Source organism: Viridibacillus sp. KH_047, assembly GCF_057838945.1.
On the sequence record NZ_CM174479.1, the window covers coordinates 1,908,301 to 1,924,937 of the forward strand.

The 16,637-nt window shown below is 36.3% G+C and carries 13 protein-coding genes and 1 other annotated feature; of the genes, 10 read left to right on the plus strand and 3 right to left on the minus strand.

The features are described 5' to 3' along the window. Positions 1–50 precede the first annotated feature (50 nt). The 4 genes from AC3IS5_RS09560 to AC3IS5_RS09575 all read left to right on the plus strand — a co-directional run bounded on the left by AC3IS5_RS09560 (position 51) and on the right by AC3IS5_RS09575 (position 3,705). Positions 51–1,064: an ABC transporter permease gene (locus AC3IS5_RS09560; RefSeq protein WP_489427594.1), complete on the plus strand. Its 1,014-nt coding sequence runs from the start codon at positions 51–53 to the stop codon at positions 1,062–1,064. After that, positions 1,064–1,897 carry an ABC transporter permease gene (locus AC3IS5_RS09565; RefSeq protein WP_489427595.1) on the plus strand — a complete coding sequence of 278 codons (834 nt, stop codon included), beginning with the start codon at positions 1,064–1,066 and terminating at the stop codon, positions 1,895–1,897. Before AC3IS5_RS09560 ends, AC3IS5_RS09565 begins: the two co-directional genes overlap by 1 nt. A gap of 13 nt (positions 1,898–1,910) precedes the next feature. Continuing rightward, positions 1,911–2,249, plus strand: a complete 339-nt coding sequence (locus AC3IS5_RS09570; RefSeq protein ID WP_489427596.1) for a cupin domain-containing protein — start codon at positions 1,911–1,913, stop codon at positions 2,247–2,249. Positions 2,250–2,601: 352 nt separating this feature from the next. Further along, positions 2,602–3,705 (plus strand): lactonase family protein, encoded by a 1,104-nt coding sequence (locus AC3IS5_RS09575; RefSeq protein ID WP_489427597.1) that lies wholly within the window; start codon positions 2,602–2,604, stop codon positions 3,703–3,705. A gap of 426 nt (positions 3,706–4,131) precedes the next feature. On the opposite strand, the gene AC3IS5_RS09580 is transcribed toward AC3IS5_RS09575, so the two are convergent. Then, on the minus strand, positions 4,132–5,664 hold the full coding sequence (locus AC3IS5_RS09580; protein ID WP_489427851.1) for a multicopper oxidase family protein: 1,533 nt from the start codon (positions 5,662–5,664) through the stop codon (positions 4,132–4,134). Positions 5,665–6,382: 718 nt separating this feature from the next. On the opposite strand from AC3IS5_RS09580, the gene AC3IS5_RS09585 reads away from it, so the two are divergent. After that, positions 6,383–6,844, plus strand: coding sequence for a GNAT family N-acetyltransferase (locus tag AC3IS5_RS09585; protein ID WP_489427598.1), 462 nt, complete (start codon positions 6,383–6,385; stop codon positions 6,842–6,844). Positions 6,845–7,195: 351 nt separating this feature from the next. Continuing rightward, a complete protein-coding gene (locus AC3IS5_RS09590; RefSeq protein WP_489427599.1) occupies positions 7,196–9,325 on the plus strand; it encodes a type IA DNA topoisomerase in 2,130 nt (709 codons plus the stop codon). A 208-nt stretch (positions 9,326–9,533) separates the two neighbouring features. Here the strand turns inward: AC3IS5_RS09590 and AC3IS5_RS09595 are convergent, their stop codons facing one another. Further along, entirely contained in the window at positions 9,534–10,106 is a 573-nt protein-coding gene (locus AC3IS5_RS09595) for a TetR/AcrR family transcriptional regulator (protein WP_489427600.1), read from the minus strand. Positions 10,107–10,245: 139 nt separating this feature from the next. Between AC3IS5_RS09595 and AC3IS5_RS09600 the strand changes: the two genes are divergently transcribed. Continuing rightward, the gene (locus AC3IS5_RS09600; RefSeq protein WP_489427852.1) at positions 10,246–11,691 is read left to right on the plus strand and encodes a DHA2 family efflux MFS transporter permease subunit; all 1,446 of its coding nucleotides are present in this window, start codon (positions 10,246–10,248) and stop codon (positions 11,689–11,691) included. Positions 11,692–11,816: 125 nt separating this feature from the next. Here the strand turns inward: AC3IS5_RS09600 and AC3IS5_RS09605 are convergent, their stop codons facing one another. Beyond that, positions 11,817–12,278, minus strand: coding sequence for a hypothetical protein (locus AC3IS5_RS09605; RefSeq protein ID WP_489427601.1), 462 nt, complete (start codon positions 12,276–12,278; stop codon positions 11,817–11,819). A 242-nt stretch (positions 12,279–12,520) separates the two neighbouring features. On the opposite strand from AC3IS5_RS09605, the gene AC3IS5_RS09610 reads away from it, so the two are divergent. The 3 genes from AC3IS5_RS09610 to AC3IS5_RS09620 all read left to right on the plus strand — a co-directional run bounded on the left by AC3IS5_RS09610 (position 12,521) and on the right by AC3IS5_RS09620 (position 16,219). Continuing rightward, positions 12,521–13,987 carry an aminoacyl-histidine dipeptidase gene (locus tag AC3IS5_RS09610; protein ID WP_489427602.1) on the plus strand — a complete coding sequence of 489 codons (1,467 nt, stop codon included), beginning with the start codon at positions 12,521–12,523 and terminating at the stop codon, positions 13,985–13,987. Between the two features lie 153 nt (positions 13,988–14,140). Continuing rightward, on the plus strand, positions 14,141–14,635 hold the full coding sequence (locus AC3IS5_RS09615; protein WP_489427603.1) for a DinB family protein: 495 nt from the start codon (positions 14,141–14,143) through the stop codon (positions 14,633–14,635). A 591-nt stretch (positions 14,636–15,226) separates the two neighbouring features. Next, positions 15,227–16,219: an HAAS signaling domain-containing protein gene (locus tag AC3IS5_RS09620; RefSeq protein WP_489427604.1), complete on the plus strand. Its 993-nt coding sequence runs from the start codon at positions 15,227–15,229 to the stop codon at positions 16,217–16,219. 186 nt (positions 16,220–16,405) lie between these two features. Beyond that, positions 16,406–16,620, plus strand: a binding site (T-box leader). The last annotated feature ends 17 nt before the right edge of the window (positions 16,621–16,637 follow it).

The window sequence follows — 16,637 nt, forward strand, 5'->3', positions numbered from 1 at the left end:
TTATTGAGATTTACTAGGAAGTTGTATTTTAGTTGGGAGTGTGATCCAAATTGCTTAGATTTATTGCTCGGCGTCTATTGTTTCTGCTTTTCTTATTATTTGGTGTGGCACTTTTCGTTTTTATTCTTTCGCATTTAGTACCAAGTGATCCGGTTGCTGCGAATTTGAGCCAAAGTGCATTGAATAATCCTGAAATTGTTGCTGCTTTTAAAGAGAAGTGGGGACTAGATCAGTCGCTTTTTAGTCAATTACTTCTGTACTTCCAACACTTATTGACTGGTGATTTGGGTACATCAATACGAACAGGTAGACCTGTGTTTGATGATTTAATGCAATTCTTCCCAGCAACATTGGAATTATCGATAGTAGCGATGGTGATTGCTTTAGTATTAGGTATTCTATTTGGAACAATCTCTGCCATATTCAGAAATAAGGCTATTGATCATATCATTCGTACTGTTTCTATTAGTGGGGTATCTATACCAAGCTTTTGGTTTGCTTTAATCATGCTCAATATTTTTTCTTCAGTTTTAGGCATTACGCCTGGACCTGGACGAATTGATGCACGAGCAACAACTCCTGAAGGGGGAACAGGATTACTTCTACTAGATTCACTTATTAGTGGGAATTTTCAATCATTCGGTGATGTGGCTATGCACTTGATTCTGCCAGCAACGGTGTTAGGATTCTTTACTATGGGATTAATTGCTCGTCAAACAAGATCTAATTTGCTTGAAGTGTTGTCAATGGATTATATACGTACAGCTCGTTCTAAGGGTCTGAAGGAATCTGGGATTATCGTTAAACATGCGATTTCCAATGCAATGATACCAGTCATTACAGTAGCTGGAATAGGATTTTGTAATTTACTAGGTGGAATGGTGCTAGTTGAGAATATTTTTGCTTGGCCAGGAATTGGACAATATGCCTACCTATCTGCCGTTTCACTCGATTTCCCAGCTATATGCGGCGTCTCATTATTAATTGCTTTTATTTATGTTGTTATTAATCTATTAATTGATATCCTTTATGGGATTATTGATCCGAGGGTGAGGTATAAATAATGAGGAAATTTAGCTATTTTATCTCTCAAAAAGGATTTCTTTTTAAACTGGGATTATTCATTTGTGCATTTTGGATTATCGTTGTCATTTTTGCACCATTAATCGCTACACATAGTACAACTGCACAAGATTTATCCATTCGATACCAGCCACCAAGCTTTTCACATTTCTTTGGTACCGATGAGTTGGGGCGTGATGTATTCTCACGTGTTATGTATGGCTCTAGAATTTCTTTATCAGCAGGTATTATTACCGTGATAATTGCCTTTTCTTTTGGTATTTTCTTTGGGGGAATAGCAGGATATAAAGGTGGGAAAGTGGACGAAGTAATGATGCGTTTCTCAGAGCTTATTATGGCATTTCCACCACTAATTTTAGCGATGGTAATCGCAGCAGCACTTGGTCCAAGTATCATAAACTCAGTAATTGCAATGGCCATTATATGGTGGCCAAATTATGCCAGATTAATGCGTTCAATGGTGATCTCCTTAAAAGAAAGCGAGTATGTTACTGCTTCTCGCGTGATGGGTGCTTCACATATTCGAGTTCTATTTTTAGAAATTTTACCTAATAGCTTTGGTCCATTATTGGTTATGGCAACACTTGACCTGGGGAATGCAATCTTGATGTTTTCTGGATTAAGCTTCCTTGGACTAGGAACACAGCCACCTACACCTGAGTGGGGTTCAATGGTATCGGATGGGGCAAAGGTTATTCAAAATTGGTGGGTATCTACCTTCCCAGGGTTAGCAATTTTCTCTATTTCTATAGGTGCTAACTTCGTAGGGGATGGTCTACGAGACTTCCTGGATCCAAAACTCGAAAAAGAATAAGTGGTAAAATGAAATGGAAAAAATTAATAGTAATCAAGTCGAGCCCATTGGCATGCCAATTTATGAAATGAAGAAACTTTTTACAAAACAGGGGAATTTTCAAGAAGTGAGCATGAGTGTTATTTCTCTAATACCTGGCGAACGAATTCCTACTGTAGGCATGAGCTGTCATGATGAAGATGAGTATTCTTATATTTTCAATGGAGAAATAGAAACATACTGTAATGGTGAATACAGTGTGGAAAAGGCTGGAGATGCAACACTAATCCCCGCTGGCGAAGAGCACTGGTGCGTTAATAATAGCAGTGAACCATGTATGCTCGTTTGCTTTATGGTGAAAAAAGCTGAATAATAATTGGCGCTTTCTAAGGGATTCTATTTTTAGTCGGTTCAATTTATTCTTTCAGATTATATAGAAAAGATTTTAAATAGTTGTACACAAGAAATATAATCATCCAATCAAAGGTGTTTCCTCTATTGCAAGGATTTTTTATTAATCAACAAATAAGTTTGCGAATAAATGTACTTAAACAAACGGGGTGCCTTACTTGAAGATCATTGAGTTGCTAGGGCAGCTCTTTTTTCTTTTTGAAGCCGGTTATTGGGATAAATGAATGACACTTTATAGACTCATTTACTTCCACTCGGAGGAATTTAAATGACACAAGAAACATATAAAATTATAGAAGGAGGGGAGTCATAAAATGCAGTTAATGAACAATAATAATCGTGCGCGTATGGTGTACATGATGACCAATAATGAAGTAATGAATCAAATCATTGCCTTTTACATGGACATGAATGGAATGCTGACCTTTGCGGGTTCCTTCTCAACTAATGGTAGAGGTACCGGTACAAAGGAAGTTTCCAATGCAATAGTAAGAAATGGCATCGACCCCTTAACGTCACAGGGCGCCCTTACTTTGTCCCGTGATGGGCGTTTCCTACTTGCAGTTAACGCAGGCAGTCATAGTGTCAGTAGTTTCATCATAACTGATAGTGGAATACCTGTTCTCGCTGATGTGAAGCCATCGGGGGGCGCTCAGCCCAATAGCGTAAATATATTTGGTAATCTTCTCTATGTCTCCAATGTAGGTCATGCCGAAAACAATTTTGCATCAAATATCACTGGTTTTCACATAGATGATAACGGACGTCTTACTGTTATTCCAGGATCCACTCATTCTCTAAGTACTTTCAATGCTCAGCCGGCGCAGGTTCTCTTTAGTCCAGATGGCAGTAAAATTGTTGTGTCCGAGTTTACATCAAATCATCTCAGTGTATTCAATGTAAATAAAAATGGTACGGTTACAGGCCCGATTGTTAATGATTCTTACGGCCAAGGACCATTGGGCGCTTATTTTCTATCCTCTGGAACCCTCTTAGTTACAGAAGCAGTTTCAAATGCGTTGTCTTCTTATTCATTGAGCAACGATGGAATCCTTCAAGTGATCAGCGGCTCTGTACGAAACGGATATAGGACTGCTTGTTGGGTTGTATCAACGAGGGATGAACGTTTTGCATACATTACCAACACCTTAAGCGGCACCATCTCCACCTATCGAATCGATAACAATGGAGCATTATCGGTGGTAAGACATAATACCAGTACACCACCAGGTACAGCGCAAGGTCTTCCTATGGATGTTGGAATCAGTAAAGATGGAAGACATTTTTACACACTTAACGGAAACCAGGGAACAGTGTCAGTATTTAATATCCAAGATGATGGTAGTCTAATAGGAATACAGGTTGCTGCCTGGACTAACTTTCCTTACTTTGGGTCGCAAGGTTTAGCTGTTCTTTGATTTGATTAGGTTTACCATACTGGTGGAAAAGAAAAATACAGAAGTTTCAAAAAACGGCTGCCGACAAATTGGTGGCTTTTGTTATGAGACAACAGAATTGCACGCAAGATTGTGAAGAAATGTACTGAAAGTAATGGAGCAGATTAATTGAATAAAGCTGTGTACAACTAAATGAACCAAATTAAAATACTATCAAATATTAGACTTTAATTTTTAGCAGGAAAAGTGCATTATAGAACATAAAACAAAAGTGATGAAACGCAATGCATATGGCTTCAAGCGCTTCGATCACTTCCAATCAAAAAATTTGTTAAATTTGAAATATAAAAATATCGGGATTCATTTAGGATAAGGTGATGGTGATTTACAGCACCCCAACATTTGACGTAAGAATCTTTATTTCAGACTATAAGTTTTAAAGTATTTTTACTTGATAACAATATACGGTCTCATCATTTCATAATCCTCGTGCTCCAATACATGACAGTGCCATACGTACAATCCTGTATAAGGACCAAATTTCATAATTATTCGAGTTACTTGGTAAGGATTAGCTCGAACGGTATCTTTCCATCCTCGTTCTTGTGATTCTGGAGGGATCGACGGCCCTGTATACTGGATGATTCCTTCCTTGTTAAACTTTTCGACATCAAAATCTCTTCGGTCTATTATTTGAAAATGAATTAAGTGAAGATGCATCGGGTGTGAATCCGGAGAAGCGTTAATGAGATACCATATTTCTGTTGCTCCCAATTTGGGATTTTCAGTTATCGGGTCATCCCAATGTTTATTTTCCAATAACATTAATGGACGACCAAATTTATCTGTATTCATATTAAAATATAGATATCGTTTCTTTGAGGCTGCCTGTTCGTTTATTTTTGGTAGCGGAACCAGATTAGCAGGAATCACACTTGTATCAATACAGGAGAGCGGGAGCGTCACTTGGAACTGCATCACTATACCTGTATTTTCATCTACCGGAACCCCGCTTGGAAAAGGGGTAGGGGCATCATTTATCATAATTACATTCTTGCCCTCCAGATTGCTAAAATCAATGATTACATCTGCACGTTCTGCAGGAGACAACATAATTTCTCTGACACCAATTGGATATGCCATCAATCCGCCATCTGTTCCGATTTGATATATAAGTTGACCCGAATCCAGTTTGATATTATAGAAACGGCTGTTAGACCCGTTTAGTAGCCTAAATCGATATTTACGTGGTTCGACGTTTAGGTATGGCCTTACTTTGCCATTCACCAAGATGGTATCCCCTATAAATTCAGGAACGATTGAAGTCTCCAATTCTGGGACAGGTTTTCTTGGTTGCGTCGGGTAATAAAGAGACCCATCCTTATTAAAAGTTTTGTCTTGTATGATAAGAGGAATCTCATACTTTCCATTTGGTAGATTCAATAATCGTTCTCGCTGATCTCTGATAAGATAGAACCCTGCCAATCCAGCATACACATTGAGCCTCGTGATGCCTAGCGTATGATCATGATACCAGAGAGTACAAGCTCGCATATTATTATCATATTGATACACTTTTTTTCTAAAATATGGACCCACCTGCTCAAATCCTTTTGTAAACCAAGCCTCTGGATATCCATCGCTATCTGATTCAACGCTAGCACCGTGTACATGTACAACTGTTCTTACATCAGGTACATCCGTATGAGCACCATGTACCGTATGATCTATAGGCAAAAGATGTGTAGGGGGGAGATTGTTCGACCATTTAATATATACTCTTTCTCCACTTTCTACTTCAAATGTAGGTCCAGGGTAGCTACCTTCATATCCCCAAACGGTTGTATCAGGTAACTCACTATGGAGAGATTGCTTAAATTGCGTCATATTCACCTTATAATAAGTGTATAAATGATCTTTCCTACGAGGTTTTAAAACAGGGGGGATGGGAAGTTCATCTATGAATTTCGAGAGGACTATGTTTATTGGATTTGTTATGTATTCTGCACAATGTTTATCAGGGGTACAATTACATTGATCGCCACAAGAACAATTCGGATTTTGGCAATGAGGGTTCTGACAAGTGAGAGCCATGTTTGTTGGTGGTGTTTTGTTTTCGCCGCAATGTTTATCAGGAGTACAGTTACAATGATCTCCACAAGTACAATTCGGATTTTGGCAATGAGGGTTCTGACAAGTGAGAGCCATGTTTGTTAGTGGTGTTTTGTATTCTGCACAATGTTTATCAGGGGTACAATTACATTGATCGCCACAAGAACAATTCGGATTTTGGCAATGAGGGTTCTGACAAGTGAGAGCCATGTTTGTTGGTGGTGTTTTGTTTTCGCCGCAATGTTTATCAGGAGTACAGTTACAATGATCTCCACAAGTACAATTCGGATTATTGCAGTATGGGTTCGGGCAAGGTTTGGTGGATGGATGTTGGTTTGGCGAAAATTCGTCACGAACGTTCATACAGCTACCTCCATTTCTTATAATTAAGTTTATTTACTTTATGCAGAGGTTGCTTTATTTAGTGATTTATTACTTGGGATGTTTTTTTAGTTTTCTTAAAGTCTCTTAAAGAAGATGTTGGCAAATCAATAATGATGCGTAGCTATTTTATGTTAACCCAAATGATTTATGTAGCATCAATATTTGATGCTACAGCCAAAATTATATAAAAAGGAGAACAAAGATGAATTTGCAAACACAACGGCCTAAAATTATTCCTTGTACAGAACAATCATTATCAAATTTTTCAAGGGAAGAATACGAAATTGGTCCTCACATCATTCAGTATTTAGAGGAACTAAAAGAAGATTCTACCCTTTCTGGTTGGGGTGTATGGCTGGTTATCAATAAAGAAACAAACTCAATTATTGGTGATATTGGATTTAAAGGTAAACCAAATTCAGAAAACACAGTTGAAGTAGGATATGGAATTATACCTTCAGCACAAAATAAAGGATACGCAACAGAGGCAGTAAACGAAATTATAAAATGGGCGTTTTCATTTAAGAATGTAAATAAAGTAATTGCTGAATGCTTGGTTGATAATTTCTCATCAACTAGAGTGTTAGAAAAGCTAAAGATGAAAAAAATTGGAGTAGTAGATGATATGTTAAAATGGCAATTAGAAAAGGACATTTTTGTGTAAATAACCAAAGACGTATTAATTATAGTACGTCTTCTCAATTTATTAGTTTACGATTTATTTAAATTAACCTGCAAAAGTTCTACATACAGGCGTTAGATCCTACTTCGGTCAAGATAGCAACAATCTTTGAGAAAAGAGCCAAAATAAAACATAACCCTGTATTTCATTTGGTGGAATAAAAACAACCCGCAGATTACATGCTGAAAATGCAAAGCCTAACTTAATAGAAATATATTAAACTTAAACGTTTCAAAAGCCACCACACTTTTGAAGCGTTTTTCTCGTTCTCCAATAGCCAACCGAACAAATTTTCGGTATGATACGAGTAAGGATATAAATAGAGGTGTTAGTATGGGACTTACAGTGATTTTAGCTGAAAAACCATCGCAGGCGAAAGCCTATGCAGATGCTTTTCAAGTAGCAAAGAAAACAAAACATTACATAGAAATTGCCCCGAATCAGACGTTTCCTGATGGAGCGACGATTACATGGGGGATAGGGCATCTAGTTGAATTAAAACAACCGGCAGATTACAAGCCAGAATGGAAGCGCTGGTCGCTGGCACAATTGCCGATGATCCCGGATAACTATGAATTCCGAGTGGCAAAGGGCAAGTGGGATCAGTTTCAAGAAGTGAAGCGACTGTTTAAAGAAGCACGTGTACTTATCAACGCATGTGACGTGGACAGAGAAGGCTCTAATATTTTTTATTCCATCTATCGTCAAACGGGTGTGCGTCAGAAGCCAGTTCAGCGACTTTGGATTAATTCACTAGAAGTAGATGAAATTCGCAAGGGGTTCGCCAATTTGCGAAATAATGACAAGGATCTACTGCTGTATCATGAAGCGCAGGCACGTCAAATCAGTGATTGGCTCGTTGGGATGAATGCGAGCCGTTTATACACGATGCTGTTGAAGGCAAAGGGTCTGAATGAAACGATGTCGATTGGTCGTGTGCAATCGCCAACAGTCTACATGATTTATCAAAGACAACAAGAAATCGAGCATTTTAAACCGACCAATTTCTATGAACTAACAGCTGAATTTTTAGCTGAAAAAGGGCCATATAAAGGGAAAGCGGCTATTAAGAAGGATAAGCGGGAAGAAGTCGAGCAAATACTTCATCAAGCTAGTATTACTGAAGGTGAAATCCTGCCAGGTGTGATTAGAGATGTCAAAAAAGCGCGGAAGCATGTTAAACCTCCGAAGTTACATGCACTTTCTACATTACAAGCTAAAGCCAATAAAATATGGAAATACAGTCCAGCAAAAGTGTTGGAAGTTGTGCAAGGTTTGTATGAGAAAAAGCTAGTCTCTTATCCAAGATCAGATTGTCAGTATATAACCGAAGCCGAATTTAGTTATCTGGCTGACAGAGTAGCGGATTATCAGAAAATCGTAGATAAATCATTTGAGATTGCAACCGCACGTCCTCAAAAACGTTATGTAGATAATGCACAAGTGGAAGAGCACTATGCCATCATACCAACAAAAACAATTCCTACGGCAGCAAAAGTACAAGGCTTATCACCAATGGAGCGAAATATTTACTTTGAAATCGTGAAGAGTGCACTGGCGATGTTCCATAGAGATCATGTATATGAAGAAACGACAATCATGACAAATGTGAAGGCAATCGATTTTAAAACAGTTGGCAAAGTGGAGCTAGATCCAGGATTTAAAACACTATGGAGTGGTAGCGAACCGACAAAGAAAAAGGATGAAGAACCATTATTACCTCCAGTAAATGCGAATGAGGTAGTAGAGTCAAAAGTTGCTATTCATGAGGGGACAACCCAGCCTCCGAAGCCTTATTCGGAAGGACAGCTTGTACAAATGATGAAAACTTGTGGAAAGCTCGTGGATGATGAAAGCGCTAGTGATATTTTGAAGGAAGTGGAAGGGCTCGGTACTGAAGCAACACGTTCAGGCATTATTGAAACGATAAAACGCCATGGTTATATAGAGGTGACAAAAAATATCGTGTCAATCACAGATAAAGGACGCGTATTATGCCAGACAATTGAAGGGTCACTACTATCAAGTCCTACCATGACTGCAAAATGGGAGACGTATTTACGGAAAATCGGGAATGGTACGGGTTCAAAAGAAGCTTTCATCCAAAATGTCTGCAAGTTTTTAAATCATTTAATAGAAGTAACTCCAAAATTGGTAGAGAAAACGGATATTCAAGCAGCCGCTGAGAGTAGTGCTTCCAATGAGCCACTTGGACTTTGCCCGATTTGTAAAAAAGGACAGATGTTATCTCGTAAAAGTTTTTATGGTTGCTCGAATTATAAAGCAGGCTGTAAATTTACTGTATCTAAAACAGTGGCAGGTAAAAAACTATCACCGAAGCAGGTGTCAGATCTTTGTCAATACGGTGTGACAAAGGAAATGAAAGGCTTTAAATCGAAGAAAGGTTCGATATTTAGTGCAAAGTTGAAGCTAGTAGAAGGTAAGATTGTGTTTGAGTTTTAATCCCAAAATGTATATGTAACCATTTCAAGCTATTTAGCATTAATCCAATAAAACAGACCATGCTACTATTATTGATGAAATGCTTCCTATTCCAACTTGATACCACAATACGTAAGTAGTGAATTTACATTGTTTGAACGGTCATTAGGGCTGTTCAAACAATGTTGCTGAAATAAAGTAGGATAGGAGAAGCTCCAATTAGAAGCAACTATTTTGAACTAGTGAAAAATTCTTTATTGATCATTTCATGAAAATATTGATCCATTTGTTTTGCTGGAATCTTACGACCGTTTTGAACCCACCATGCACTTAGTGAAGAGAGCGCCCCTGAGTAAAATTCTACAATGATTTCAATTGGTACCGAGAAATTCTCCCCGCGGTTATTCAACTCTAGAAAATCGTGCTTCAGTGTTTCTTTATTACGATAATTCATGTAGTTATTGAATATTTCATCATTTTTATTTGATTGTATGATGTTGTCAAATAATTCTAAGTTTGGAACCATCTCAAATGATTGGAAAGGTTTTAAAACACGTTCTTCTAAGCTGACCTTCACATATTTTTCGTTAAATTGTTCGATTCCAAAATATAACAAGTCGTATTTATCCTCAAAATGCTTATAAAAAGTAGTTCGGTGAACCATTGCCTTTTCGCAAATTTGATTGACTGTAATTGAATTAAACTCTTGTCCAGGTTGTGAAAGCAATTCTTCAAGTGCTCCCCACAATAGTTTATATGTTCTTCTAACCCTAAGATCGACCTTTTTATCATTAAAATTCATCTACATTCTCCTTGTTTTGTAGTTTATATAGATACTCAACTAAATTTGATTCTTTTAATATTAAAATAAAATGTGTATATTGTTTAATAGACATTTGTGCTTTATCCTACAAGTGTAGCAAATATTTAGGAATGAGGAAATAATTTTGAACACGACGAACCAAGTATCACCAAGTGATTCATTCGATTTATCGAATATAAAAAAAGGACCGATTATCATTGCTATGATTATTGGGGCTTTTGTTTCTATTTTAAATGAAACACTATTAAGTAATGCATTGCCAGAATTGATGCGTGAATTTAGTGTAACACCTACTACTATTCAGTGGTTAACTACAGCCTATATGCTAGTCGTAGGGGTATTAGTGCCTGTTACCGCTTTATTACAACAATGGTTTACAACTAGGCAATTGTTTTTATCTGCAATGATCTTATTTTTAATAGGGACAATTATTGCGGCCTTCTCACCTGCATTTAGCATTTTACTTGTAGGGCGTATTATACAAGCATTCGGAACGGGTTTAATCCTACCGATTATGATGAATACCATTTTAATCATCTTCCCACCGGAAGAACGTGGTGGAGCTATGGGTTTAATCGGCCTAGTTATTATGTTCGCACCAGCTATTGGGCCGACTCTTTCAGGCGTGATTATTGATACACTTGATTGGCGCTGGTTATTTTACATCGTAATACCACTTGCTCTAATATCAATTATTGTTGGAGCGAAGTATTTAAAGAATGTTTCGGAAATAACTAAACCAGCTGTAGATATCTTATCTATAATTTTATCAACAATCGGGTTTGGCGGATTTGTCTATAGCTTTAGTAAGTCGGGCGAGCTAGGATGGGACAATCCAGAAGTATATGGCACTTTAATAATCGGAGTTGCTTCATTAATCTGGTTCATTATAAGACAATTAAAAATCAAGAACCCAATACTTGATTTACGTACATTTAAGTATCCAATGTTTTCAATTACAGTCGTATTAATTGTTATCGTCATGATGGCGATGTTCTCTACAATGACATTACTACCAATGTTTTTACAAGGTGTACTTTTAGTATCAGCTTTTAAATCTGGTTTAATCATGTTACCAGGTAGTGTGTTAAATGGTATTATGGCCCCAATTACTGGGAAGCTTTTTGACAAATATGGTCCTCGTACTATTATCATTCCAGGGATCGTGTTAGTAGCTGTTGCAATGTGGATGTTTATTGGAATTGATGTTACAACGACAACTGGATACATTATTACGATCCATTGTATGCTATTAGTTGGAATCTCGCTTGTCATGATGCCAACACAAACACATGGCTTAAATCAATTACCTAAAGAATTGTATGCTCATGGTACAGCAATCTTTAGTACGTTACAGCAAGTAGCAGGAGCCATTGGAACGGCACTATTCATTAGTAAAATGTCATCTGGACAAAAGGATTATTTAACACAATCAGAAAATCCAAATGACCCAACGGAAATTCTATCTGCTTTAACAGCAGGTTTTGATTCTGCATTTACTTTAGGATTTATCATTGTTTTACTTGCTATAGTTGTTTCGCTTTTCATAAAACGTGCGAAATAAGAGATAGCGTAGTAGTTCTAAAAAGATAAACACGTTTCATTTTATAAAATTGATAATTCATTTATATTGAATTTGAAAAAGGGGCATCCGATAGTCGAGAAATTGACTTTTGGATTGCCCCTTTTTTATTTATTTCTATCTTCATTTTCTTTAGTTAATAATGTTTCTACAACATCAAAAAAGTCACTATTAGTAACTTTATAATGTCTTTTTCCCCAACTTTCAGTATCGCTAAGGATAACCATCTCTTTTTCATCAACAAACAAAAATATAGTAATGCGGTCTAAGTCTGTTGTGATAGACATTATATAGTCACAATTAAACATATCGTAATCATCTTTTGTAAGACGTAGCTTTACTTTCTTAAGTGATTGTAAAATCGAGGAATTATCATTACTAAAAGTATAGCTTTTTCCAAATTTTAATTTATTCATTTTTGTTACATCTATAGAGCTAACCTCACTATCCTTTAAGTGCGTTAGAACATCCGTTATTGGCTTTTCTTTATACTTATTGAATTGAAAAATACCATATGATCCAGCTGCTAATACAATACCGATAATGATGGTGATGAGTGCTTTTTTCATAAAATATAACCATCCCCATTTCTAAAACGTCTTAACATAAGATTAGTGGGAATTAAATACAATTGCAAGTTGTTAGTTGAATAATTTGAATATCATTCCAATCACTTTACCTTTAATGAAGCCTAGTTTAAAAGATACATATAAATATTCTGACAATAGAAAGTCACGACAACATCTTGTTCAAAAGTTGAGCTATAATTACACTAAACATTTCAAATATTGTAAAAGAGAAGGTGAATCGTATGTATAGTAATCTAGAAGAACTAACAAGTCATAAAGTATTTCATTATTTTGCAGAGATATCTAAAATTCCAAGAGGTTCAGGAAATGAGAAGGCGATTAGTGATTATTTAGTTCGCTTTGCAGAAGAGCGTAACCTTGAAGTCATACAGGATTCTGCATTAAATGTCATCATTAAAAAAGATGCTACTACTGGATATGAAAATGTTCCGACGATCATTATTCAGGGGCATATGGATATGGTCTGTGAAAAAAATCAAGATACAATTCATGATTTTGAAAAGGACCCACTTCAATTAAGAATAGAAGGGGACATGCTCTATGCAACGGATACTACTTTAGGAGCAGACAACGGAATCGCAGTTGCTTATGCGTTAGCGTTATTAGATGCAAATGATATCCCGCACCCTTCTCTAGAAGTGGTCATTACAACTGAAGAAGAGACAACGATGAATGGAGCGCTTGCTGTAGATGCTGCCCATTTCAAAGGTGAAATACTGATTAATATTGACTCAGAAGAAGACGGTAAATTACTTGTCAGCAGTGCCGGGGGCGTACATGTTACGCAAGTGCTGTCGATTAAATGGGATAATGCTACGGACCAAGAATTAGCTTATTGCATTCGTATTAAAGGATTAAAAGGTGGACACTCTGGTATCTCTATCAATAAAGAGAGAGGCAATTCTAATAAATTATTAGGTAGAGTATTACATGAACTATCATCTGAATTTCAATATTCAATACAACAGATTAATGGCGGTTTAAAGCCTAACGCCATTCCAAGAGAAGCAGAAGCAACTGTCTTCATTCAACAGGAAGATGTTGAGCAGATAAAAGAGAAAATTGATAAATACAATGATATTTTGAAAAACGAACTACAGTTTTCAGATCCGAACGTATCGATTATCTTTGAAAAAAGAGACATCAGCTCTACAAATGTATTCTCCAACGAAACGAAGCATAAAGCCATTACATCTTTACTGTTAATTCCACATGGTGTTCAAGGAATGAGCATGGCTATAGAGGGGTTAGTGGAAAGCTCGACGAATTTAGGAGTTGTGACGACAACCGATTCAACTATTACATTCGAAAGTGAAATAAGAAGTTCAATTAAAAGTGTAAAATCCTATATGGTGACTCAAGTAAGAACGATTGCAGAAATGCTTGAATGTGAAGTACTCATTGACTCTGATTATCCTGAATGGCCTTATAATCCGGATTCAAAAGCGAAGAAATTATTTGAAGCAACATATAAAGAAAAATACGGTAAAGAGATGGAAGTAATTGCTGTACATGCAGGGATTGAGTGTGGTGTATTTATTGAGAAGATTCCGGGTTTAGATGCTATTTCCATTGGTCCAGATATATTTCTAGTACATACACCAGATGAGCATATCAGTATACCTTCAACAATCAATAACTGGGAGTATTTCATTTATACTTTAAAGAGAATGAAAGATCTTCTGTAAAGGTTTCTATAATGTGAGTATAGTGAATATTTTTATAGAAACCTTACCTCAACAAATATAGAACATTTACATTCATTTAAGAATAAAAGCCTATTATTTAGTATCTAATATTTGCATAAATATATTAATAATATAGTATAGGAGGGAAATAAGATGGAACAGTACTTAGAACAAAACAAAAGCATAAGAGAAGAATTATTGAATAGTGTAAGCAATCTATCGGACGAGCAATTAAATAAGGAAGTTGAAGAAGGTCGTTGGACGATTATGCAAGTACTTCATCATCTGCATATAATTGAATCTGGTGTAGCAAAAGCAATTCAATATACTTTGAAAAAAGGTGAAAAGCACTCTGTTAAAGCCAAGCCAATTGAGTTAACAGTTGACCGTTCTACAAAGATAGAAGCACCTTCATTTGCAGATCCAGAGGCAAAATTTATCACACTAGAAGAGATGAAAGATAAACTGAAGGAATCACGTAATACTCTTCTTCAAGTTGTCTCAAGCAGCGACAAGGATCAACTTAAAGAGAAAGCCTATCCGCAGCCAATATTCGGATTAATGAGTCTAGATCAGTGGGTTCCATTTATCGGATACCACGAAAAAAGACATATTGAACAAATAGAGGAATTAAAAGAAAAACTATAATTCAAGGTAATTTTCGATGTATATAGCTATAGAGAGTAGAGAAGCAACTCTATTGACAAAATAAGTTATTCGTGAGATACTTTTATTTATGCTGATTAGCTAGTTTATAAATGTTGGCATTCTACTAAATGTTTTTGTAGATACTTATTCACACTGGAGTGACTTTGGGGTCACAAGGACGCAAAAGAAGGTAGGGTTTGCGTTGCTTAGGTTAGAAAGCTAACCAGTGGAATTTTACCGCGGTACAGAAAGCTATAGGCTTTTGAGTAAATATTCCCCGGATGATCGGGTTGAAATTTGAGTTTTATTAAAATTAGCTAATTATAAATTAAGGGGTACTCTCATGCTGAGGGTGCCCCTTGTCCAATTCTAGAAATGATTTTTTACATATAAAACAGATGATTAATGCAAATTGATCTGATTAGGAAATGACTATCTCCTTAAATAGATAGTCGTTTTTTATTTGACTGTATCTAAAAAAGTTGGAGGTGCATATAATACATTTGGATAAAATACAAAGTATATGTAATTTAGTGGTAAAATGATGTGGATCCAAATTGCATCAAAATAAGGCCTAAGGGGATGGTGCCAATGGAATTAATCGATAAATATATTCATGAAGTAACTCGTAGATTGTCTCAAAAAGATCGAGCAGCTATTGCTCTTGAATTGAAGGCGACTATTGAAGAAATGTTGCCATCTGATTTTACGGAAGAAGACGTTAAAGAGGCGCTTGTAAAATTGGGTGATCCAGCAGTTCTTGCAAAAACATATCAGGAAAAACCCATGTATTTAATTGGTCCTTTATATTATCAATCCTATTTATCTCTTTTAAAATTGATCATTCCGATTGCAATGACTATTACTCTTATTGCATCTGTCATAGATTTTGCTTTTAGTTATGAGGGGGATGAATCCTTATTAATGGTAGTCCTCACTTTTGTTGGTAAGGGTATTAGTATGATGCTTGAAGTTGCGATTCAAGTATTCTTTTGGTTAACGCTAAGCTTTGCGTTAGTCGAAAGATTTGCCAAAGAGCCAAAAGAGGAACTTTTGACTGGTCTTAAAAAATGGACACTTGATGATTTAAACAAAGTGCAACTAAATACTAAGCATAAATTTATTTCAAAGTATGCGCTTTTTGGTAGTTTAGTATGGACCGCTATTTGGGTTTCTATTTACTTTAATGCGGATCGTTTAATTGGAGTGTATAGGAATAGAGAAGGTGATCTCCTTTTTAAATACCCAACATTTAATCAACACATTTTAAATGATTTTTGGGTTCTGATTGTGATTATTGCTGTCTTAGGTATTGCATTAGCTCTCTATAAACGAATCCAAGGTCAATGGACAAAAAAAATTGTTATCTTCCAAACGTTTTATGAGCTCATTTCAACTGCAGTATTTATCATAATCATTACGCGTCCAAATATTATTGAACCAGAGTTTACAAAGCATTTATTGAATTATATTGATATGCAGGAGGACAGTGTTGTTTTAATGATTGTTTTAGCTACCATTGTGATTTCTGTTATTACAGCTGCATTTTCCATAAAAGACGCTGTGAGCAGGTCTAGGATGTAACGATTTTACCAGCTACCTAACAAGAAACGACTATCACTGTGCGAACTGATAGTCGTTTTTACATGAATTATTCTAAGGTGAAAAAGAGTAAGAAGTATCACAAATATAAGTGAAATTAAGTATTATTTCTTTATTTACGAAATGATTATTGACAGTTAAAAGAATCTGATGCATGCTTAAATTAAATATTTAGCGAAAAGAAGACTAGTATGTGTGATCTTACTGTATAAGAGAGCGATGTTCACCGGCTGCAAGGCATCGTAACAGCAAACACGCGGAACCTACTTCTTAGCTCCTATGCAAACATAGGCGCAGTCTCAAGCGTTATGAGGTTGAGTGGGGTGCATTTAATGCATTCAACTAAGGTGGTACCACGAGAAGTAACCCTTTTCGTCCTTGATATATTCGAGGGCGAAAA